The 21,694-nt window shown below is 67.4% G+C and carries 16 protein-coding genes; 12 read left to right on the top strand and 4 right to left on the bottom strand.

Annotation, left to right across the window (positions count from 1 at the left end):
- The first annotated feature begins 15 nt into the window (after positions 1–15).
- The 10 genes from cls (at position 16) to F813_RS0104160 (ending at position 14,522) form a co-directional block, all read left to right on the top strand.
- Positions 16–1,488: a cardiolipin synthase gene (cls, locus tag F813_RS0104210; RefSeq protein ID WP_017925684.1), complete on the top strand. Its 1,473-nt coding sequence runs from the start codon at positions 16–18 to the stop codon at positions 1,486–1,488.
- Between the two features lie 91 nt (positions 1,489–1,579).
- A complete protein-coding gene (locus F813_RS14410; RefSeq protein ID WP_196793817.1) occupies positions 1,580–1,936 on the top strand; it encodes a hypothetical protein in 357 nt (118 codons plus the stop codon).
- A gap of 108 nt (positions 1,937–2,044) precedes the next feature.
- Entirely contained in the window at positions 2,045–2,176 is a 132-nt protein-coding gene (locus F813_RS14590; RefSeq protein ID WP_017925682.1) for a hypothetical protein, read from the top strand.
- Positions 2,177–2,187: 11 nt separating this feature from the next.
- Positions 2,188–4,710 (top strand): heavy metal translocating P-type ATPase, encoded by a 2,523-nt coding sequence (locus F813_RS0104190; protein WP_017925681.1) that lies wholly within the window; start codon positions 2,188–2,190, stop codon positions 4,708–4,710.
- A complete protein-coding gene (locus F813_RS0104185; protein WP_017925680.1) occupies positions 4,707–6,290 on the top strand; it encodes a multicopper oxidase family protein in 1,584 nt (527 codons plus the stop codon). The genes F813_RS0104190 and F813_RS0104185 overlap by 4 nt, the downstream gene beginning before the upstream one ends.
- A 28-nt stretch (positions 6,291–6,318) precedes the next feature.
- Complete coding sequence (locus tag F813_RS0104180; RefSeq protein WP_012983289.1) at positions 6,319–7,155, top strand: ferritin-like domain-containing protein; 837 nt, start codon at positions 6,319–6,321, stop codon at positions 7,153–7,155.
- Between the two features lie 919 nt (positions 7,156–8,074).
- Positions 8,075–8,680: a TetR/AcrR family transcriptional regulator gene (locus F813_RS0104175; protein WP_026148136.1), complete on the top strand. Its 606-nt coding sequence runs from the start codon at positions 8,075–8,077 to the stop codon at positions 8,678–8,680.
- 83 nt (positions 8,681–8,763) lie between these two features.
- Complete coding sequence (locus F813_RS0104170; RefSeq protein WP_026148135.1) at positions 8,764–9,948, top strand: efflux RND transporter periplasmic adaptor subunit; 1,185 nt, start codon at positions 8,764–8,766, stop codon at positions 9,946–9,948.
- 1 nt (position 9,949) lies between these two features.
- Positions 9,950–13,081 (top strand): efflux RND transporter permease subunit, encoded by a 3,132-nt coding sequence (locus F813_RS0104165; RefSeq protein WP_017925677.1) that lies wholly within the window; start codon positions 9,950–9,952, stop codon positions 13,079–13,081.
- The gene (locus F813_RS0104160; RefSeq protein WP_017925676.1) at positions 13,074–14,522 is read left to right on the top strand and encodes an efflux transporter outer membrane subunit; all 1,449 of its coding nucleotides are present in this window, start codon (positions 13,074–13,076) and stop codon (positions 14,520–14,522) included. Before F813_RS0104165 ends, F813_RS0104160 begins: the two co-directional genes overlap by 8 nt.
- Positions 14,523–14,573: 51 nt before the next feature.
- Here the strand turns inward: F813_RS0104160 and F813_RS0104155 are convergent, their stop codons facing one another.
- Complete coding sequence (locus F813_RS0104155) at positions 14,574–15,329, bottom strand: UDP-2,3-diacylglucosamine diphosphatase (RefSeq protein WP_017925675.1); 756 nt, start codon at positions 15,327–15,329, stop codon at positions 14,574–14,576.
- Positions 15,330–15,336: 7 nt separating this feature from the next.
- Positions 15,337–15,852 carry a peptidylprolyl isomerase gene (locus F813_RS0104150; RefSeq protein ID WP_017925674.1) on the bottom strand — a complete coding sequence of 172 codons (516 nt, stop codon included), beginning with the start codon at positions 15,850–15,852 and terminating at the stop codon, positions 15,337–15,339.
- A gap of 509 nt (positions 15,853–16,361) precedes the next feature.
- Between F813_RS0104150 and gltX the strand changes: the two genes are divergently transcribed.
- On the top strand, positions 16,362–17,789 hold the full coding sequence (gltX, locus tag F813_RS0104145) for a glutamate--tRNA ligase (protein ID WP_017925673.1): 1,428 nt from the start codon (positions 16,362–16,364) through the stop codon (positions 17,787–17,789).
- A 12-nt stretch (positions 17,790–17,801) separates the two neighbouring features.
- On the opposite strand, the gene xseA is transcribed toward gltX, so the two are convergent.
- Both xseA and F813_RS0104135 read right to left on the bottom strand, forming a co-directional pair.
- Positions 17,802–19,220, bottom strand: a complete 1,419-nt coding sequence (gene xseA / locus F813_RS0104140; RefSeq protein ID WP_017925672.1) for an exodeoxyribonuclease VII large subunit — start codon at positions 19,218–19,220, stop codon at positions 17,802–17,804.
- Between the two features lie 33 nt (positions 19,221–19,253).
- Positions 19,254–20,021: a DUF4197 domain-containing protein gene (locus tag F813_RS0104135; protein WP_017925671.1), complete on the bottom strand. Its 768-nt coding sequence runs from the start codon at positions 20,019–20,021 to the stop codon at positions 19,254–19,256.
- A 192-nt stretch (positions 20,022–20,213) separates the two neighbouring features.
- Here F813_RS0104135 and guaB point away from each other — a divergent pair, with 192 nt between their 5' ends.
- The gene (gene guaB, locus F813_RS0104130; protein WP_017925670.1) at positions 20,214–21,674 is read left to right on the top strand and encodes an IMP dehydrogenase; all 1,461 of its coding nucleotides are present in this window, start codon (positions 20,214–20,216) and stop codon (positions 21,672–21,674) included.
- Positions 21,675–21,694 lie beyond the last annotated feature (20 nt).

The raw sequence follows: 21,694 nt of genomic DNA, 5'->3' as shown, positions 1-21,694 counted from the left end.
ATTGCCCCGGACGCCATGTCCAGCCCCCTCGGTAATGATGCCGCGTCCCGATCCCGCCGGCGTCCGCGCTGGCGGGTCCTGCTGACCGTTGTCATCGGGTTTCACCTGCTGGGGTTCCTGTCTTCGCTGGATGCGCTGATGTCCACCCGGACGCCGCAGGGCGCGGTGGCCTGGATCGTGTCGCTCAACACCGTCCCCTATGTGGCCGTTCCGGCCTACTGGGTGTTCGGCGCCAGCGAGTTTCGCGGCTATGTGGTCGCGCGCCGCGACGAGGACTCCGCTCTGGCGCGGGCCCTGCAGCCGAAGACCGAGGAATTGTGGTCTCACCAGTACATTGCCGCGGCACCAAGCAAGCACCTGGACGGGGTACAGCAACTCGCCCGCTGGCCGTTTCTCCACGGCAATGAGGTCGAGTTGCTGGTAGATGGCGAGGCGACCTTCGACAGTATCTTCGAGGGGATCGAGCAGGCCGAGCGCTATCTGCTGGTGCAGTTCTATATCGTGCGCGACGACGAACTCGGGCGCGATCTGCAGCGGCGGCTGGTGGAACGCGCCCAGGATGGGGTCGAGGTCTATTTCCTGTACGACGAGATCGGCAGCTACCGCTTGCCCGGGAGCTACCTGGACACCCTGCGCGAGGCGGGCGTCCATGTACAGCACTTTCACTCCACCCGCGGGCGCGGCAATCGCTTCCAGCTGAATTTCCGCAACCACCGCAAGATCGTGGTGGCCGATGGCGAACAGGGCTGGGTCGGCGGACTGAACGTGGGGGACGAGTACCTCGGGCGGGACCCGAAGATCGGGCCCTGGCGCGACACCCACCTGCGCATCGAGGGGCCGTCCGCCCTGGCCCTGCAGTCGGTGTTCCTGGAGGACTGGCACTGGGCCACCGAGGCCATCCCGGAGCTGGAGTGGAAGCCGGCGACGATGGCGGACGATGGCGTCCCGGTGCTGATACTCCCCTCCGGTCCGGCCGACGAATTCGAGACCGCCAGCCTGATGATGCAGCAGGCAATCCATGCGGCGGAGCGGCGCATCTGGATCGCCAGCCCGTACTTCGTGCCGGACGAGGGCGTACAGGGCATGCTCAAGCTGGCCGCGCTCAGCGGCGTCGATGTGCGCGTGCTGATCCCCGAGGTCACCGACAACCCGCTGACCACGCATGCGGCCTATGCCTTCCTCGGACCGCTGCTGGATGCCGGGGTGCGCGTCTACCGCTATCAGGAGGGCTTCCTGCACGGCAAGGCCTTCGTGGTGGACGACATGGGCGCGGCCGTGGGTACGGTCAACCTGGACAACCGTTCGTTCCGGCTGAATTTCGAGGTCACCGCACTGGTGATGGATGAGGGCTTCGCCCGCGAGACGGCGCGCATGTTCGAGGCCGACTTCGCCCGCTCGCGCGAGATGTCCCGGCAGGACGTGGACGACCTGCCGCTGTGGCGCCGCGTGGCCGCGCGTGCCGCCTACCTGCTGGCGCCGGTGCTGTAATGTTGTTGTGCTTCCCTGCTTGATCTATCTCTTGTGACCGGTCCGCGACGCTGCTAGACTTGTAAAAAGAATGCTCTTTCGAGGCCTGCCCGTGTCGCGAGCCCTGTCCCATCTGCTGACTCTGCTGATTGCCGCCGCGCTGTTGCTGGCGCCGATCGCCGGTGCGGGCATGATGCATGGGGATCACGGGGCGGCAATCGCCACGCCGGGCCACTGTCCGGATCAAGGCGCCACCTCGCCCTCGGAACCCCTGCCTTTGGACCCCGCGGTTCAGGCGGACTTCTCGGGCTGCGAGATGCCGTGCGCGGTTTGCGGTATCTGCGGGGCCTCCGCCTTGCCTTCCTCCGTGACCAAGCCGGTCACTGCATCGCTGTCCCGCCCCGTTCCGGGGGCCGTGGCCATGGGTCCCGGCGCCCGTTCGGGCCCGGATCTGCGTCCCCCTCTCTGAGTCCTCCCTGGCCGGGCGTCCGCCCGGCCCCGGGCGATTGCGGATCGCCCCCTCGATACGCGAAACCGCGTATCGCCGTTGAATTTAAGTCCTTGGGAGGACTCCATCATGATGAATGAACAAGGTTTTGGCTGGCTGGGCGGTATGGGTCTGGGCGGAGGCCTGATCGGGCTTCTGGTCCTGGTACTGCTGATCCTCGCGATCGCCGCGTTGATCAAGTATTTGTTCGGTGGCCGGTAAGGAGTCACGCGATGACGACGTCAGAAACGAAGCCGGCGACCGCCCGCGAGGCGGTGGTCATCGTCCCCGGCATGGGGTCGGACCACTGCGGGGGCATCGTGCGCTCGGCGCTGGAAAAGACCCCGGGGGTGACCTCGGTGGGGACCAATATCGCCCGGCACCGGGTGACGGTGGGGTATGACCCCGACCAGGTCGACCCGCAGGGGCTGCGCGCCGCGGTGGAGGGCGCCGGCTACGACGTCGCACAGGTCGAGAGCGAGGCCGGGGGTTCCGGTTCGGTGCGGCTGGTGGTGCCGGGCATGGGTTCGGATCACTGCGCCGGCATCGTGCGCGCGGCGATCGAGAAGCTCGCCGGGATCGAGACGGTGCGCACCAACATCTCCGACCACCGCGTGACGGTGGAGGTGACGCCGGATGGGCCCGATGGCGAGGCCCTGCGCGCGGCTGTGGAGGGGGCCGGCTACGACGTGGCGGCGGTGGAGACCGACGACGCCGCCAGCGAGGCGGACGACGCGGCGATCGACGCCGCCTACGTGAAGCAGGCCTGGAACCGTCTGTGGTTCGCGATGGTGCCGACCATCGCGATCATGGTCCTGATGATGCCGCACATGTTCTGGCAGCCGATCCCCGGCTATCTGTTGATCATCGCGTTGCTGGCCTTCCCGGTGGTGTTCCTGGCGGGGGGCGCGGCCACGCATCGGTCCGCCTGGCGGTCGCTGAAAAGCGGCAACCTGAACATGGACGTGCTGATCTCGATGGGCTCGCTGCCGCCCTATCTGATCGGGCTGGTCGGTTTCGTCTATCCGATGACTTCGTTCATCGAGATGGCCGCGACCATCATGGCCTTCCATATGCTCGGACGGTATCTGGAATTCCGCGCCAAGGGCGAGGCCTCTTCGGCCATTCGCAAGCTGCTGGATCTGGGAGCCAAGACCGCGCGGGTCGAGCGCGATGGCGAGGAGGTCGAGGTGTCGATCAAGTCGCTCCAGGTCGGTGACGTGATGATCGTGCGCCCGGGGGAGAAGGTTCCGACCGATGGCGAGGTGGTGGCGGGCGAGAGCACCGTGGACGAGTCCATTGCCACCGGCGAGTCGGTCCCGGTGGACAAGGGCGAGGGTGACACCGTGCTGGGCGCCACCCTGAATCAGCAGGGGCGGCTGAAGGTGCGTGCGACCCGCGTGGGCGCCGATACCTTCCTGTCGCAGGTGATTCGCCTGGTCAACGAGGCGCAGGGCTCGCGCGTGCCGGTGCAGGAGCTGGCGGACCGCATCACCGCGCGTTTCGTGCCCGCTGTGCTGGTGATCGCGCTGGCCGCGTTCGCGGCCTGGCTGGCGTTCTCCGGGGCGCTGCAGCCGATCCTGATCTGGGGCGAGGGCTTCCTGCCCTGGGTCGATTCCGAACGCCCGCCGCTGATACTGGCGATTCTGGCGGCCATCGCCGTGCTGGTCATCGCCTGTCCCTGTGCGCTGGGGCTGGCTACGCCCACCGCGCTGATGGTCGGCTCCGGCATGGGGGCCGAGCGCGGCGTGCTGATCCGCTCCGGCTCCGCGATCCAGACCCTGAAGGACATTGCGGTGATCGTGCTCGACAAGACCGGCACCATTACCCGGGGGAAGCCCGCGCTGACCGACGTCATCGCGGCCGAGGGTTTTGACGAGTCTCGCGTGTTGCGGGCGGCAGCGGCCGTCGAGGCCGGTTCGGCGCACCCGCTGGCCGACGCCATTGTGCAAGGGGCGCGCGACCGGGAGCTGGAGGTTGCCGAGGTCGAGCAGTTCCAGTCACACACCGCGCGCGGTGTGGAGGCCCGCCTGGACGGCGAACGGGTGTTGGTGGGTAGCCAGCGGCTGCTGGAGGAGCAGGGCCTGGACCCCGCCGCACTGCTGGCGCCGCTGCGGGAGCTGGAGGATGCCGGCAAGACGGCGATGCTGGTGGCCATTGGCGACCGGCCGGCCGGTATTGTCGCGGTCGCCGACACGCTGAAGGAGGAGTCGCAGGTCGCCATCGAACAGCTGCATGCCCTGGGCATCCGCTGCGTGATGGTCACCGGCGACAACGAGCGCACCGCGAATGCCGTGGCCGCGCAGGTAGGGATCGACGAGGTCCGTGCCGGAGTGCTGCCGGAGGGCAAGGTCGAGGCCATCCGTGAGCTGCAAAAGGAGTACGGCGAGCACGTGGCCATGGTGGGTGACGGCATCAACGACGCCCCGGCCCTGCAGCAGGCCAATGTCGGCATCGCGATCGGGGCCGGCGCGGACGTCGCAATCGAGGCCGCCGACGTGACCCTGGTGCGTGGCGAACTGACCAAGGTGGTCGAGGCCGTGCAGCTGTCGCGGCTGACCTTCCGCAAGATCGTACAGAACCTGTTCTGGGCCTGGGGCTACAACACCGCCGCGATCCCGATCGCCGCGGCCGGCCTGCTGCACCCGATGATCGGCGTAATCGCGATGACCGCCAGCTCGCTGTCGGTGATCGGCAACTCCATCCTGCTGCGCCGGAGCATGCCCGCTTCGCGTACTCAAGGAGAGCAACAATGAAACGACGCCAGTTTCTCGGGCTGGCCGCGGCGCTGCCCGTGGTCACCACGTTTGGCGGCTGGACCCTGTTCAACCATGCGGTCTCCGCCCCGCGTTTCGACAACACGCTGTTTCTGCCCGGGAGTGACGGGCCGTTTGCGGTGCTCGCACCCGAGAAGCCCTTCACCCTGGTGGCCGAACAGGGATGGATGCCGGTGCCGGGCCGCAGCGAGACGCCGTTCCTGTGGTACCGCACGCAGGTGAACGGGGACGACTATCAGAACCCGATCCTGCTGCTGCGCACGGGCGACGAACTGGATGTGACCCTCGACAACCAACTCGACGAGGGCACGATCATCCACTGGCACGGCCTGCATGTGCCGGGCCGGGAGGACGGTCACCCGATCCATACGGTCGATCCCGGGGAACAGTACGAATACCGCTTCCAGGTGACCAACCGCGGCGGTACCTACTGGTACCACACCCATGCGCATCACCGGACCGCGCGCCAGGCCCACCAGGGGCTGGCGAGTTTTTTGCTGGTGACGGATGACGACAACGACGCCCTCAACGAGGCCCTTGGCCTGGAGCTGGGCAAGACCGACCTGCCACTGGTGTTGCAGGACAAGCGCTTCGACCGGCTCGGGCATCTGGTGTACCAGCCGAATCCGATGCAGGGGATGATGGGGTATCTCGGGGACGAGGTGCTGGTGAACATGACGCCGTCCGCCCGCCACGAGGTCGAGCGTCGCATCCATCGCCTGCGCCTGCTGAACGGATCCACCGCCCGGATCTATCGCCTCGCCCTGCGGGCCGATGGCGCGGCGGTCCCGTTCCAGGTCATCGGCACGGACGCGGGGCTGCTGGAATCGCCTTGGGAGGTGAAAGAGGCCTTCCTGTCACCGGGCGAGCGTCTGGAGCTTCTGGTCGATTTCGCCGCGTTTTCCGGAGGCGATCGAGTCGAGCTGCACAGCCTGGAATTCGACCCGATGGCCGGTGGCGGCATGATGCGTGGCGGCGGTATGGGCGGCGGCATGGGCGGAGGAATGGGGCGCATGATGGGTGGCGGCATGCACGACGGCGATCCGCTCGCACTGCTTGAGTTCGTGGTCCGCGAGGGCGAGGCGGTCACCGCCGAGGTGCCCGAGCGCCTGTCGCGAATCGACCCCATCGACGTGTCCAACGCAACCGAACGCGACATCCTCCTGGACATGGCCCCGATGCAGTGGCGTATCAATGGCGAGACGTATGACCCGGACCGGGTGCCGATCGAGGTGGAGGCCAACACCCAGGAGGTGTGGACGCTCCGCAATGCGGACCGCAGCATGCCGCACCCGATGCATATCCATGGCTTCTCGTTCCAGGTGCTGTCGCGCTCCGGTGGCCCCGGTTTCGTGCGCGAACAGGCGGTCAACGACGACGGGCTGACGGTCGCGGATCTGGGCTGGAAGGACACCGTCCTGCTGTGGCCGGGCGAGACCGTGCGCATCGCCATCGACTTCACGCACGACTACGATGGCGACCAGCTCTACGTGTTCCACTGCCACAACCTGGAACACGAGGACAACGACATGATGGTGAACGTCCGCGTGCGTGCCTGACGGCACGCCTGTACGTACAGGGAGATCCATGAACGCGACACCGCGACCGGAGGCGGGCCTCTACCGGGTGGCCGAGACCGCCCTGCTGGAATCCGACCCGGAGGCCAAGTGCGAGCGTGTGCTGGGGCTGATGGACGCCTGGTGGTCCGGCGCGACGGCGCCAGCAGCGGCGCCACCCCCGCAGCGCGTGGAGGTGCCCGGGCGCCCCGAGCGCCCGGTGCTCGTGCACCCGCGCGAGCTGCCCCGGCGCGGGCTGCACACGACAGCCGGGCGGGTAGCGCTGGTGCATGCCGTTGCACATATCGAGTTCAATGCGATCAACCTGGCGCTGGATGCGGTCTATCGCTTTCGCGACATGCCGGCGCCGTTCGTCAGCGACTGGCTGCAGGTGGCGGCCGAGGAGGCGCGTCATTTCCGGCTGCTGCGCGCGCGACTCCACGAGCTGGGAGCAGACTACGGGGACCTTCCGGCCCACAACGGGCTGTGGGAGGCCGCGCTCGCTACCGACCACGACGTGATGATCCGTATGGCGCTGGTCCCGCGCGTGCTGGAGGCGCGCGGGCTGGATGTGACGCCCGGGATGATCGAGCGGCTGACCGCGGCGGGTGATCACGCGACCGTGGCGCTGCTCGAGATCATCCAGCGCGAGGAGGTCGCCCACGTGGCGATCGGCACGCGCTGGTTCCGCGAACTGGCCCACGCGCGCGGGCTCGATCCCGAACCGCTGTTCCTCGAGCTGCTAGCCGAGTACATGCCGGGCCGCGTACGCCCGCCCTTCGCCCATGCCGCCCGCCGCGCCGCCGGCTTCACCGACTCCGAGATGGCCCAGCTGGAGGCCCAGGCCGCCGCCCCGACCTCGCTGTAGGATGTGATGAGCGCAGCGAATCGCACCGTTCCCCACGCCGTGCGAAACCCTGATGCGATTCGCTGCGCTCATCACATCCTACGCCCCCCGACGCCCGCGGGCGGGCGCGGCACGGGATGGTGGCAGGCCGCGCGTGCCCAGTCTGTCGGAACACCCGGGGGCAGTGATGAATGGACACGCTCGCGTTGGCAGCCCAGGTTCCCCGATCCTGCGTTGAGCCCCGAAGAAATCAAGAGCGGGCGGGTAGAACCACTACCCGCTGCCTGAGGCGCCTTGCCTCGGAAAACCTGGGGCGACATCCCCGCACCTGATTAGCAACGAGAGTAAGCCAGGCCCAAGGACTGTGCGGGCTCGGGTCTCCAGCTGCCCCCCCCCCTGTTTCGTCATCCCGGAAACCGCGTAGCGGTTATCCGGGATCTCCGCGCTTGGGGTTGCCCCGACGGGGGAGATCCCGGCTCTTCGCTTCGCTCCGGCCGGGATGACCGGGCAGGGGTAAGGGGCCTCAGGAAGGTGACACTCCCAGGAAGGCCTGGATCAAAGTGGCCCGGGACGGCCCATGCACGTCCCCGAATGAGTCCCAGCCGCTGGCTGACTCGCGTTGCTAATCAGGACCCGGCAAGTCATTGAGTGAAGGGGCTCGGCCGCCCGTTTTCGTCAACACGGGCGTGCGCAGGGTGTTGCGGCTCTCTGGTGCAGAGTGAGTGCACGCCAGTCACCGCGCCTTGTGCGCACGCAAAGGCGACGCGCGCGTGCGTGTGCATTCATCAATGTTCCCCAGGTGGCCGATCGGCGTCTGCGCCGTCCGCCCGCCGGTATTGGAGATTCCCGTTTTGACAGGCCTTTGTTGGTGTGAAACCATGCGGACTGACGGGTCCGTCCGTTTGGGGCCTGCATCAAGGACACACGGCGGGAAGCGGAAGTGAGCCAGGCGCGATACGCACGAAAAACCCCGGATGCAAGGAAGACAGAGCTGCTTGCCGCCGCGGTAATGGTGTTTGCCGAGCGCGGGTATCGATCCGCGGACGTTCAGGAAGTTGCCGATCGGGCCGGCGTGGGCAAGGGAACCGTGTACCGCTATTTCAGCGGCAAGGAAGACCTGTTCTGCGCCGCGCTGACCAAGCAGCTGGACGTGCTGGAAGCCCGGATGTGCGAGGCGCGTGATCCGCACTCGGATCCGCTGGAGCGGCTCCGCTCCGGCATTCGTGCGGCCTTTGCGTTTTTCGACGAGCACCCGGAAACCGTCGAGCTGTTCATCCAGGAGCGAGCGGAATTCCGTGATCGGGGTATCCCCCTCTATTTCGCCCGCTCCATGTCACGGCGACATGAATGGGCGCCCGAGTTCGAGGCGCTGATCGTTTCCGGGCGAATGCGCAAGCTTCCCGTGGAGGCGCTCATGGATGGGCTGGGCGACCTGGTGTACGGGGCCGTGATGTCAAGTGAAGCGTCCGCCGGTCGCCCATGCCTGGTGGACCGATTCGATCAAGTGTTTGACATCTACCTGCACGGCGTGCTCCTGGGGTCCTGACCCGGGCGGCCGCACGCAGCTGGATGGCAGCGTCATTGTGTGTGCCGGGGTCCCGTCACACGTTCTACTGGCTTGGAGTCAACATGTACCGAACCACATCAGTTGTGAACCAGACGCTCGGCCGCCTGTGGCCGCGACGCGGGGTTCGCGCCCCTATTGCGCTGCTGGTCCTCCTGCTCCTGCTGACCGCCTGCGGGGCCCCGCAGGACGACGCGGGCGGGCAGGAGCAGCCACTGCCTGTGGTCACCGTGCAGGCCGTCACGCCTCAGTCGGTCCAGGTCGAGGGCGAGTACGCCGGCCGCGTGCGCGGTTTCCGGGAAGTGGAAGTGCGTGCCCGCGTGGACGGCATTCTCGAGGAACGTCTCTACACCGAAGGGCAGCTGGTGGAGGCGGGCGATCCACTGTTCCGTATCGACCCGGAACCCTACGAGATCGCGGTGCGCCGTGCCGAGGCCGAGCGCGGGGATGCAGCGGCCAGCCTGGCCCAGGCGAAGCGCGAATGGGACCGTATCTCGGGTTTGTACCAACAGGATGCGGTGAGCCGCCGCGAACGCGACCAGGCGGAAACCAACCTGCAGCTTGCGGAGGCGCGGCTGGCCATGAGCGAGGCGGCGCTGGCGGATGCCCGCCGTAATCTGCGATATACGGAGGTCACGGCGCCGGTGTCCGGTGCCACCGATCTGGAAACCCTGCCGGAGGGCAGCCTGATCGAGCGTGGCGCGCTGCTGACGGTGGTCACCCGCCATGACCCGGCCCATGTGCGCTTCGCTCTGCCGGAGAACGATGCGGCGATCCAGCGCGTGGCGCGCCGCGCCATGGGGCGTGTCCAGGATGAGGTGCAGACGTACGCGGCCCAGGTCATTTTGCCCGGTGGCGAGGCCTATGAGCGGGAGGGTCAGGTGGATTTCACCGCCAGCACCATCGATCCGCGCACCGGCACGGTCTCCGTCCGAGCGGTGTTCGAGAATCCGGATGGGGATCTGGTTCCCGGCCAGTTCGTGCGTGTGCGCCTGGTCCTGCAGGAGCTGGAGGATGTGTTCCTGATTGACCAGAACGCCGTGGGTGAGGGTCGGGACGGGCCCCGGGTGTTCGTGGTGGATGACGAGGACGTCGCGCATATCCGCACTGTGCGGCTCGGGCCGGTGGTGGATGGCCGCCAGGTGGTGCTCGAGGGGCTGGATGAGGGGGACCGGCTTGTGGTGAACGGGCAGGTGGCGCTGAGTGACGGCGCCTCGGTCGAGGTCACCGAGACCAACGGGGAATCCTGACATGCTGCGCTTCTTCATCGACCGGCCGATCTTCTCCTCGGTCATCTCGTTCGTGATCGTGTTGGCGGGGCTGGCGGCGCTGAGCGCGCTGCCGGTAGAGCAGTACCCGGATGTGGTGCCACCGCAGGTCGTGGTCCAGGCCAACTATCCCGGTGCCAGTTCCGAAGTGCTGGCGGAATCGGTCGCCGCGCCGCTGGAGCAGGAAATCAACGGCGTGGACAACATGATCTACATGGAGTCCACCAGCACCGATGCCGGCTCCCTGCAGATCGCCGTATCGTTCGAGATGGGCACCGATCCGGACCAGGCGGCCATCAACGTCAACAACCGGGTGCAGGCCGCGCTGCCGCGCCTGCCGCAGCAGGTGCGGGATCAGGGCGTGCGGGTGGAAGCGCGCTCCACCAACATTCTGATGGTGCCGGTGCTGAGCTCGCCGGATGGCCGTTACGATTCGCTGTTCATCAGCAATTACGCGCTGCTCAATGTGCTGGACGAACTGGTCCGTCTGCCCGGTGTCGGCGATGCCAGCCTGTTCGGCGCCCAGGATTACTCCATGCGCGTGTGGCTGCGGCCGGACAAGCTCGCCCAGTTCGAGCTCACACCGTCCGATGTGGCCGCCGCGATCCGGGAGCAGAATGCCCAGTTCGCCGCCGGACGCATCGGCGCGGAGCCGGCACCGGAGGGGCAGGCCTTTACCTTCACGGTGACCACCGAGGGACAGCTGGATAGCGCCGAGGCCTTCGAGGACATCATCCTGCGCTCCGGGCCCGATGGCAGCACCCTGCGGCTGGGGGATGTGGCGAGGGTCAGCCTGGGCGCCCAGAACTACGAGTTTTCCGCCACCTACAATGGTGAGCCAACCGTGCCCCTGGGCGTCTTTCTGCAGCCCGGCGCCAACGCGCTGGACACGGCCCGGGAGGTACGTTCAGCCCTCGACGAGTTGTCCGAGCGTTTTCCGGACGGCCTGGAATACACGGTGGCCTACGACATCACCGAGTTCGTGGAGATCTCGGTCAGGCAGGTCTTCATCACGCTGCTGATCGCCGTGGCGCTGGTGGTGGTGACCTTCCTGTTCCTGCAGCACCTGCGGGCCACGCTGATCCCCGTGGCGGCCATTCCGGTGTCCCTGGTCGGCACGTTTGCCGGCATGCTGGCGATGGGCTTTTCGGTCAATCTGCTGACCCTGTTCGGCCTGGTGCTGGCGATCGGCATTGTGGTCGACAACGCCATCATCGTTATGGAAAACGTGGAACGGCTGATGGCCGAAAAGGGCTTGAAGGCGCGGGAGGCGTCCATTGAAACCATGCAGCAGGTGGCCGGGGCGGTGGTGGCCTCGACCCTGGTGCTGGTGGCGGTGTTCGCGCCAGTGGCGTTCCTGGGGGGGCTTTCCGGGGAGTTGTACCGTCAGTTCGCGGTGACCATTGCCGTATCCGTGGTGGTTTCCGCCGTGGTGGCGCTGACCCTGACGCCGGCCATGTGCGCCCTGCTGCTCGACAAGCAGAAGCAAACGGTGGCCCGGCCGTTCGCCATGTTCAATAGCGGCTTCAATGCGTTGACCCGTGGTTTCGTAGGAACGGTGGGCTTGCTGTTGCGCCATCGCACGGTGGGTGTGGCGCTGTTTCTGGGTTTCTGCGCGACGGCGGTGTTCCTGCTGGATCGCCTGCCATCCGGTCTGGTGCCGCAGGAAGACCAGGGCGTCGCGCTGGTGGTGGGCCAGTTGCCGCCGGTATCGGCGCTGGGGCGCACGGAGCGGGTGCGGGACGAACTGACGGACCGCCTCCGGGAGATCGAGGAGATCGAGCAGTTCACCGCGTTCGCCGGATTCGACATTATCGCCTCGTCCCTGCGTACCAATGCCCTGGTCGGCTTTGCCAACCTGAGCGACTGGTCCGAGCGCCGAGCTCCGGACCAGCATGCTTCGGCGGTTGTGGGCAGGATCATGGGTGTCGGGGCCGGTGTCCCGGAGGCCAATGTGTTCGCCTTCGCGCCGCCGCCTATTCAGGGCTTGTCACTGACCGGAGGTGTGGAAGGCTACCTTCAGGTCCGCGGTCAGACCACCACGGACGAAGTGGACGCAGCGGCCCAGCGGGTGGTGCAGGCCGGCAATGAACGGCCCGAGCTGGTTAATGTGCGGGCCACGCTGGATACCAACATCCCGCGCTACAGCGCCACCGTGGACCGGGAAAAGGCCCGTGCCATCGGCGTGCCCATCAACACCATCTTCGAGGCCATGCAGAGCACCTTCGGCGCCCTTTATGTCAACGATTTCACTTACCAGGGGCGTTTGTGGCGGGTGAATATCCAGTCCGAAGCGGAGTTCCGTAGTCGCGAAGAGGACCTCCGGCATATATTCGTGCGCTCGGATGCCGGGGAGATGGTTCCCGTGGATTCCCTGGTGCGTCTGGAGCGGGGCAGCGGCGCGGACATTATCGACCGCTTCAATCTCTATCAGTCGGCGCGCTTGCTTGCGGATGCGGCACCGGGTTACACCACGGGCCAGGCCAAGGAGGCATTGGAAGCCGTGGTGGCCGAGTTGGACTCGGACGCCAACACCACCATGGGCTGGATTGGCGAGGCCTACCAGCTGGACGTTGCCGCCGGTGCCGCTGGCGCGGCGTTCGGTCTGGGGCTGCTGATGGTGTTCCTGATTCTGGCCGCCCAGTACGAGCGTCTGACCCTGCCCCTGGCGGTGGCCACCGCCGTACCCTTCGGTGTGCTCGGCGCGGCCCTGGCAACCATGCTGCGCGGCTTTCCCAATGACATCTACTTTCAGGTAGGGCTGCTGGTGCTGATCGGCCTGGCGGCGAAGAATGCCATCCTGATCGTGGAGTTCGCCGCGCAGAACCGGCGCGAGGGCATGAGTTCCACCGATGCCGCGATGGCGGCGGCGCGGCAACGTTTTCGTGCGATCGTCATGACCGCGATGACCTTCATCATCGGTACGCTGCCGCTGGTGTTCGCCACCGGAGCCGGCGCGGCCAGCCGTCAGGAGATCGGCACCGTGGTGGTGGGTGGCATGATCGCGGCCAGCACCCTGGCCCTGCTGTTCGTGCCGTTGTTCTACAAACTGCTCGAGGATCTGGCCACCTGGCGCCAGCAACGTCGGCAGGCGAAGGAGGCCCGCGATGCGTAAGTGGGGCGTAGCTGTCGCTGCGGCGTTCATACTCGGCGGTTGCGCCGTGGGGCCGGACTATGAGCGCCCGGACATTGATCTTCCGGAGGATTGGCCGGAACACGTCCTGCTCAGTGCCGAGGAGCAGGAGGCCTGGCAGCAGTGGTGGACCCGTTACCAGGACCCGCGGCTCGACGCACTGGTGGCGCGGGCCCTGGACGATAACCTGGATATCCGCCTGCAGGTGCAACGCATTCAGGAGTCTCGCGCCCGTTTGGGCCTGGCGGACGCCAACCGATTGCCCACGCTGGACGCCCAGGCAGAGGCGGCACGGGAACGGCAGCCGGAAGGGCTGTCGCCGATCCCGGGCGCCGGAGGCACCGGAAACCTGTTCTCGATCACGGGGATTCTGGGATATGAGCTGGATCTGTGGGGGCGCCTCGCCCGTCAGGAGGAGGCCGCCGAGGCCTTTCTGCAGCAGTCCCGGTTCAGCCATGAGGCGGTTCGGCTGAATGTGGTGGCGGATGTTGTCGCCACCTACGTGAATCTGCGCAGTGCGCAGGAACAGCTGGCCATTGCCGAGAAGACGCTGGAATCGCGGGCGCGGACCCTGGAACTGGAGCGAATCCGCTACGAGAGCGGCCAGACGGATGCTCTGGTGTTGCGACAGTCGGTGTCCGAACTGGAAACCACGCGCGCGCGCATCCCCTCACTGCGTCAGCAGGTGCGGACCCTGGAAGGGGCACTCGCGGTGCTGGTGGGCATGTCACCGGGCGAACTGCTGGACGAGCTGGATTTCGGGGATCGTCGTCTGGCCGACATGGAACTGCCGGCGCATGTGCCTGCGGTGATGCCATCCGAACTGCTGCGTCGGCGGCCCGACATCCGCGCCGCCGAGGCGGAATTGATGGCCTCCACGGCCGAGATCGGCGTCGCCGAGGCGGACCGGCTTCCGCGCCTGAATCTGATGGGGTTCCTCGGCACCGCCGCCACGGAAACCAGCGATCTGTTTACCGGCTCGGCCGAGACCTGGGGCGTGGGCGCGACCGTGGCCGGGCCGCTGTTCGACTTCGGTCGCGCCCGGGCCCGGGTGGAGACCGCAGAAGCCCTGCGTGACCAGGCGGAAACCCGTTATGCCATGACCATGACTCAGGCGTTTCGCGAGGTGCGAGATGCCCTGGTGCTCTACGAGACCACCGACGAACGTGTGGGTGCGGTCAGGCGCCAGGTACAGGCCATCCAGGAAACGCGTGATCTGGCGGAGATCCGGTATGAAGAAGGCTTTACCGGGTTTATCGAGCTGCTGGACGCTGAACGCGCGTTGCTGGACGCAGAGCTGGCTCTGAGTGAGGCCTTGCGGGATCGGCTCAATGCAACCGCGACCTTGTTCAAGGCGATGGGTGGCGGCTGGGATGGGGAACGATCCGCGCCCCCTCATGCGGAAGCTCGCGTTGAGGACTGAAGGTCGTACGATTAAGGCAGCGTCTGCCTGGGGGAGCCGGAACGCGCGCGTTCAGGCGTGCAGCAGGTGCGCCGGGTAGGGTGAGCCGTCCAGCTGGCGAAGGACCGGGCCGGTCGCGTCGATCTCCAGATACCCCGGGTGCTCGTCCCAGGCGGGGAGGACGCAGCGCTGGCGGGGCTGGCCGTCAACGGTGAGTTCGTGGATGGCCGGGCGGTGAGTGTGGCCGTGGATCATCAGCGGGACGTCGGCGTCGCGGAAGACGTCGGCCACTGCAGTCGGGTTCACGTCCATGATGGCAGCGGCCTTCATCTGGCCGCTGTCGCGGCTGGCGGCGCGCATGGCTTCGGCCTGGCGGATGCGTTCCTCCAGTGGATGACTCAGAAATCCCTTTTGCCATTCGCCACTGCGTACCTGCTGGCGAAAGGCCATGTGCTCGGTGTCGTCGGTGCACAGCGAGTCGCCGTGCAGGAGCACGGCGGGTCCGCAGGGCAGGGCGGCGTGCAGGGGTTCGGGGGCGAGCTGCATCCCCGCGCGCGCGGCGTAGGCCTCGCCCACGAGAAAATCCCGATTGCCATGGATAAAGGCAACCGGGATGTCCAGTGTCTTCAGGCCTGCGGCGAGCCGTTCGGCAGCGGGAAAGCCGGCGTCGTCGCCGACCCAGTACTCGAACAGGTCGCCGAGGATGTACAGCGCGGAGGCCGTGCGCGCCGGGCCTTCCAGAAACGCGAGCACGGCATCCAGCAGGGGGCCGGGTTCGCGATCCAGATGCAGGTCGGAGATGACCAGGGCCGGCGCGCGGGCACTCACGAAGCGGTTAGTCCTCGACGCGCTTGACGCTTTCCATCACGACCGGTTCCTGCGGCACGTCCTGATGCATGCCGGCGCGGCCGGTGGGAAGGGCCTCGATCTTGCGCACCACGTCCATGCCCTCGGAGACCTTGCCGAACACGGCATAGCCCCAGCCCTGCGCGTTCGGGGCCGTGTGGTTCAGGAAGTCGTTGTCGTTCACGTTGATGAAGAACTGCGCAGTGGCGGAATGCGGGTCCTGGGTGCGCGCCATGGAGATCGCGCCGACCTCGTTCTTCAGTCCGTTATCCGCCTCGTTGCGGATGGGCTCGCCGGCGGACTTCTGGCTCATGTTCTTGTCGAAGCCGCCGCCCTGGACCATGAAGCCCGGGATCACGCGGTGAAAGATCGTGCCGTCGTAGAAGCCGTCATCCACGTAGGACATGAAGTTGGCGACCGTCTCCGGGGCGGCCTCGGCATTGAGTTCCAGCACGATGCGGCCATGGTTGGTTTCGATCGCGACCTGCGGATTGGTATCGGCCATGGGGGCTCCTGAAAGCAGTAGGGCAAGAAGGGCGGTGGCCAGCACAATGCCGAGCCGGAAACGGGATCGCTGCACGGGACTGGCCCTCCGGATGAATGTCGGGCGGCCATGGTACCCGGCAGGCGGGGTCCCTGCCAGCAATGCTACTAGGGAGACGCTGATTGAATCGCGCGTCCGCGCTCGAGTCGCTTTTGTGTGCGTTTAATGCGCGGTGACTGTCGTGCAGTCATTCTGCACAAAGGAGCCGCAACGCCGTTCCCACGCCCGTTTCTGATAACAACGGGCGGCCGAGCCCCTGCTTTGAATGGCTTGTGGGGTTGGTGCCCCCTGTTCCCCGATCCTGCGTTGCGCCCCGAATCCATCAAGAACGGGCGGGTAGAACCACTACCCGCTGCCAGAGGCGCCTTGTCTCGGAAAACAGGGGGCGCCAACGCGGACGTGCGATTCAATCAGCGTCTCCCTAGGGCCACGGCCGGCCCGGCTGGTGGCCCGCGGGGTGCTCCGCTACCATGCGCGCGATGACGACACCGCCGACCAAGACCCGTTTCGCGCCCAGTCCCACCGGGCTTCTCCATCTCGGCAACGTGCGCACCGCGTTGTTCAGCGCGCTGTTCGCCCGCTCGCGCGGCGGGCATTTTCTGCTGCGGATCGAGGACACCGACGCCGAGCGCTCGCGCCCGGAGTTCGTGGTTGCCCTGATGCGCGACCTGCGCTGGCTGAAGCTGGACTGGGACGAGGGCGTTGACGCCGGTGGCGATGCCGGGCCGTATGCCCAGTCCGAACGTGGCGGGATCTTCGATGGCTATTACCAGCAGTTGATCGATGCCGGTCAGGCCTACCCCTGCTTCTGCTCGCCCGCCGAGCTGGAGCGAGGGCGCAAGCGCATGCGCGCCCAGGGCAAGCCGCCGCGCTATCCGGGGACCTGTGCCCACCTGAGTGCGGAGGAGGCCGAGCGGCGCGTGGTCGAGGGGCAGAAGCCGACCCTGCGCTTTCGTGTGCCGCTGGGCCGCACGGTCCGTTTCGAGGACGGGGTACGCGGGCCGGTGAGTTTTCGGACCGACGAGATCGGCGATTTCGTGATCCGCCGCTCCGACGGCACGCCCGCCTTCTTCTTCTCCAATGCGATCGACGATGCCCTGATGGGCGTGACCGACGTGGTGCGCGGCGAGGACCATATCGCCAACACCCCGCGCCAGATGCTGCTGCTGGAGGCGCTGGGGCTGGCGGCGCCCGCCTACCATCACCTGCCGCTGGTGATGGGGCACGACGGTGCACCGCTGTCCAAGCGCAATGGTTCGGCCAGCGTCGAGGAGCTGCGCACGGCGGGTTACCTGCCGCTGGCGATCCTCAACCATCTCGCCCGCCTCGGGCACCGCTACGAGTCGGACGAGTTGCTGAGTGCGCAGGAACTCGCGGCGGAGTTCAGCCCGGAACGCATCGGTCACAGCGCCGCGCGCCACGATGCACAGCAGCTGGAGCACTGGCAGGCCGAGGCCCTGCGCCAGCTGTCCGATGCCGACCTGCTGGCCTATCTCGAGGACTTCGATGTGTTCGGGGGCGTGCCGGCGGATGAGCGCCCGGCACTGGCAGGGCTGTTGCGCGACAACATCACCCGTGCCGAGGACGCCAGTATCTGGGTGGAGGCCTTCGCCACCGACCCGCCCCCGGTGAGCGAGGCGGCCGCCGCCGAGCTGCAGCAGGCGGGCGCGGATTTCTACCACGCCGCCCTGGATGCCCTGGACGGGGCCGAGGATTTCTCCGCCCTGGCGAAGGCCGTCGGCGCGGCGACGGGGGCGAAGGGGCGCAAGCTGTTCATGCCGCTGCGCGCGGCGCTGTCCGGCCAGACGCATGGCCCCGAGCTGCCCCGTATCTTCGAGTATCTGGGGCGCGAGCGGGTGCGTGCGCGCCTGCAGGCCGCGCTTGAACAGGCGGGCTGAAGCGCCCTCGCGTTACTCGTTACCCTCCGGCGATTTCGTCGCCGTCACCTTCAGTTCGAGTGCGCCGCGTGCCAGTCGGGCCTTCAGCGGCGCGCCGATTTCGGTCCGCGCGGCGTCACGCAGGACCTGCCCTTCTTCCGTCTGCAGGATCGCATAGCCGCGTTCCAGGACCGCCTGAGGGCCGAGGGCGTTCAGCTGGCGTCGCGTCGCCTCCAGCCGCTGCTGGCGGATCGTCAGGGCCTGGCGCATCTGGTATTCGAGATCCCGGTGCAGGCGGGCCAGGCGCTCGCGGTGCGTGCGGATGTCGTGTGCCGGGGCGGCGCGCGCGAGACGCTGGTGCAAATGGTCGAGGCGCATCCGCGCGGAGGCGATGCGGTTGCCGGGGGAGGCGCCGGCCAGGCGCAGGCGCAGATGCTGCAGGCGCTGGCCGGCCTGCTCGTGCCGGCGCTGCCAGGCGCGTTGCAGGCGCTCGTGCTGCTCGTCCAGGCGCTGTGCGTTGCGTTCCATCAGCTGGCGCGGGTGGCGTCGTTCGAGGCGGGTCCACAGGGCGTTCAGCGTCTGCCGGTGCTGGGCAACGCGCTGGCTTGCGAGTGCAGTCATCCGGTCGCGCGCTCGTTCGATCCGGTGGCGCAGGGTGGCGCCGTCCGGGCTGACCGCCTCGGCTGCCGCGGTTGGTGTGGAGGCGCGCAGGTCGGCGACGAAGTCCGCAATGGTGGTATCGGTCTCGTGCCCGACACCCGTCACCACCGGGATCGGCGAGGCGGTGATGGCGCGGGCCACGCTCTCCTCGTTGAACGCCTGTAGATCCTCCAGCGAACCGCCGCCGCGCGCCAGGATGATCACGTCCACGGTACCCTCGCGGGCGGCCTGTTCCAGGGCCGCGACGATCTGGCTGGCGGCCTGCGCGCCCTGTACCGCGGTGGGGTAGAGGGTGAAGGGCAACAGCAGCGGGAAGCGCCGCGCCAGGGTGCGTTCGATATCGTGGCGCACGTCGCCCTGGGTGGAGGTGATTACACCGAGGCGGTGGGTCCAGGCGGGGAGGGGTTTCTTCCGCTCGGGGTCGAACAGGCCCTCGGCGGCCAGTTTTTCCTTCAGGCGCTGGAACGCCGCCAGGAGCTGGCCCTCGCCGGCCGGCTGCAGCTGCTCGACGATGATCTGAAACTGTCCGCGTGCCGCGTAGATCCCGGCGCGCCCCTGGATCTGCACCGCGTCGCCATCGGCGAAGCGGGCGGCGTTGCGCGCATTACCGCGAAACAGCACACAGCTCACCGAGCTGTTCGCGTCTTTCAGCGAGAAGTACTGGTGCCCGGAGGCGTACTGGCGCAGGTTGGAGACCTCGCCCTCCACGCGTACCCGGCCCAGGCCGTCGCGCAGCAGGCCGTCGGCACACTGGTTGAGTTCGGTAACGGTGAGTACGGGGGCGTCGTTCATGGCTCGGGATTGGCGGGCGTGGCTTTCGAGGGTTTACTGGCGCCGGAACACGCGGTGCAGGACATCGGTGCCGCGTCCCTGCGGGTTGGCGCGCAGGCGGGCCTCTTCCTCGGCCAGCATGAAGAACAGGCCGTCCATCGCATGCTCCAGGACGTGCTCGACCGGATCGAAGCGCACACGTGCGAGGAAGGGGATCTCGCGCATGCGTTCCTTCAGCTCGCCGTAGGTGTCCAGGGCCTGTACCTGTTCCAGACTCTGCTGGATGGCCGGGCGCATCGCCTCGGTGATACCGACGCGTGCGTGGTATTCGAGATGCCGGGTGGCGGCGTCGTCATCGCCGACCAGGATCTCGCGGGCGTTGTCCAGGTCCAGCGCGAACACGGCCCGCACCAGTGGCTCGCGGGCCTCGGGTATGGCGGCCTCGGCGGCCCGGTTCATCCCCTCCTCAAGCTGGTTCAGCGGCGTGGCCATGCCGATGCGATCCAGCGACCGGCGGGCGGTCGCGAGCACCTCGGGGAGCGGGATGCGTACGTCCGGGTTACCGAAGAAGCCGTTGCGCTGGGACAGGGTCTCCGTAGCCGAATGGGAGGCGATGATCAGAGCCTCGTGTACCGCCTCGATGATCTCGGCCGTCGTGAGATCGGAGGCATCCGGGCGGCGGGTCAGCGCGCGCAGTACGTCGGGGTTGAAGGGCCACCAGCTGGCGCGGGCCGTCGGTGCCGCGGCGATCGCCATCAGCCCGGGCGCGAGCATCAGGGCAAGCAGTCGGCGGCGACTCAGGCGGGGCATGCGCTCGGGCATGAACGGGCTCGGTAGCTTGAAACGAGGACGGTCATCGTAGCAGGGTGCCGACGTTGCGTCTGCCGCGCGACATGCACGGCGTTTGCCCGGTCTGCTTGTCGGGAGGTGGCCAGAAAATTTATACTGACCGGCTATTTATCTTTCCCGGGAAAGAATCGGTTCTTTCCCGGCTGGACTGTCCTGGAGCGATGCATGCGGATACTCGGTGAAGCCCTGACCTTCGATGACGTGCTGCTGATCCCGGGGCATTCGAACGTCGTCCCCCGCGATGTTGATCTGACCACGAACATCACCCGCGAGATCCAGTTGAGCGCGCCGGTCGTTTCCGCCGCGATGGATACGGTTACAGAGGCGCGCCTGGCCATCGCCATGGCACAGGAAGGCGGGCTCGGGATCGTGCACAAGAACATGTCGATCGAGGGCCAGGCCGCCGAGGTCCAGCAGGTCAAGAAGTACGAGAGCGGGGTCATCAGCGAGCCGATCACCATCGGCCCGAGCGCGACGATCGGCGAGGTCGTGGAGCTGACCCAGGCCAATCATATCTCCGGCGTGCCGGTGGTGGATGGCAATGACCTGGTCGGCATCGTGACCTCCCGCGACCTGCGCTTCGAGACCCGTATGGAGGCCCCGGTCACCGAGATCATGACCCCCCGTGAGCGCCTGGTCACCGTGCCCGAGGGCGCGGATCGCGGTCACGTACTGGAACTGCTGCACAAGCACCGCATCGAGAAGGTGCTGGTGGTCAACGACGACTTCCAGCTGCGCGGGATGATCACCGTCAAGGACATTCAGAAGTCCACCGAACACCCGAATGCCTGCAAGGACGATCGCGGTCGCCTGCGCGTGGGCGCGGCGGTTGGCGTGGGTGCCGGTACCGACGAGCGCGTGGCCGCGCTGGTCGAGGCCGGGGTGGACGTGCTGGTGGTGGATACCGCGCACGGTCACTCGCAGGGCGTGCTGGATCGCGTCGCCTGGGTGAAGAAGCACTATCCGGAGGTGCAGGTAATCGGCGGCAACATCGCCACCGCCGCCGCCGCGAAGGACCTGGTCGCAGCCGGGGCCGACGGCGTGAAGGTCGGGATCGGCCCCGGCTCGATCTGCACCACCCGCATCGTGGCCGGCGTGGGTGTGCCGCAGATCACCGCGATCTCGGATGTGGCCGAGGCACTGAAGGGCACCGGCGTGCCGATGATCGCCGATGGCGGCGTGCGCTTCTCCGGCGATCTGGCCAAGGCCATCGCCGCTGGCGCCAACTGCGTGATGCTGGGGTCGATGTTCGCCGGGACCGAGGAGGCCCCGGGCGAGGTCGAGCTCTATCAGGGCCGCTCCTACAAGATCTATCGCGGCATGGGCTCGCTCGGCGCGATGCAGCAGGGCTCCTCGGATCGCTATTTCCAGGATCCGAACAGCTCGGCCGACAAGTTCGTGCCCGAGGGCATCGAGGGCCGCGTGCCGTACAAGGGTTCGATCGTCGCGATCATCTACCAGCTGATGGGCGGGCTGCGCTCGTCCATGGGCTATGTCGGCGCCCATGACATCGACGAGATGCGCAGCAAGCCGCACTTCGTGCGTGTGACCGCCGCGGGCATGCGCGAGAGCCATGTGCACGACGTGGCGATCACCAAGGAAGCTCCGAACTACCGAATGGACTGACCGGGCCGTCCCGGCCCGGT

The organism is Thioalkalivibrio sp. HL-Eb18 (genome assembly GCF_000364985.1).
Taxonomy (GTDB): domain Bacteria; phylum Pseudomonadota; class Gammaproteobacteria; order Ectothiorhodospirales; family Ectothiorhodospiraceae; genus Thioalkalivibrio.
Note: the sequence above shows the minus strand (reverse complement) of the source record. Positions and strands in the feature narration are given on the sequence as shown.

Coding starts and splice junctions, on each gene's coding strand:
- cls (WP_017925684.1), top strand. CDS start 16: ATGTCCAGCCCCCTCGGTAATGATGCCGCGTCCCGATCCCGCCGGCGT.
- F813_RS14590 (WP_017925682.1), top strand. CDS start 2,045: ATGATGAATGAACAAGGTTTTGGCTGGCTGGGCGGTATGGGTCTGGGC.
- F813_RS0104190 (WP_017925681.1), top strand. CDS start 2,188: ATGACGACGTCAGAAACGAAGCCGGCGACCGCCCGCGAGGCGGTGGTC.
- F813_RS0104185 (WP_017925680.1), top strand. CDS start 4,707: ATGAAACGACGCCAGTTTCTCGGGCTGGCCGCGGCGCTGCCCGTGGTC.
- F813_RS0104180 (WP_012983289.1), top strand. CDS start 6,319: ATGAACGCGACACCGCGACCGGAGGCGGGCCTCTACCGGGTGGCCGAG.
- F813_RS0104170 (WP_026148135.1), top strand. CDS start 8,764: ATGTACCGAACCACATCAGTTGTGAACCAGACGCTCGGCCGCCTGTGG.
- F813_RS0104165 (WP_017925677.1), top strand. CDS start 9,950: ATGCTGCGCTTCTTCATCGACCGGCCGATCTTCTCCTCGGTCATCTCG.
- F813_RS0104160 (WP_017925676.1), top strand. CDS start 13,074: ATGCGTAAGTGGGGCGTAGCTGTCGCTGCGGCGTTCATACTCGGCGGT.
- F813_RS0104150 (WP_017925674.1), bottom strand. CDS start 15,852: ATGGCCGATACCAATCCGCAGGTCGCGATCGAAACCAACCATGGCCGC.
- gltX (WP_017925673.1), top strand. CDS start 16,362: ATGCGCGCGATGACGACACCGCCGACCAAGACCCGTTTCGCGCCCAGT.
- xseA (WP_017925672.1), bottom strand. CDS start 19,220: ATGAACGACGCCCCCGTACTCACCGTTACCGAACTCAACCAGTGTGCC.
- F813_RS0104135 (WP_017925671.1), bottom strand. CDS start 20,021: ATGCCCGAGCGCATGCCCCGCCTGAGTCGCCGCCGACTGCTTGCCCTG.
- guaB (WP_017925670.1), top strand. CDS start 20,214: ATGCGGATACTCGGTGAAGCCCTGACCTTCGATGACGTGCTGCTGATC.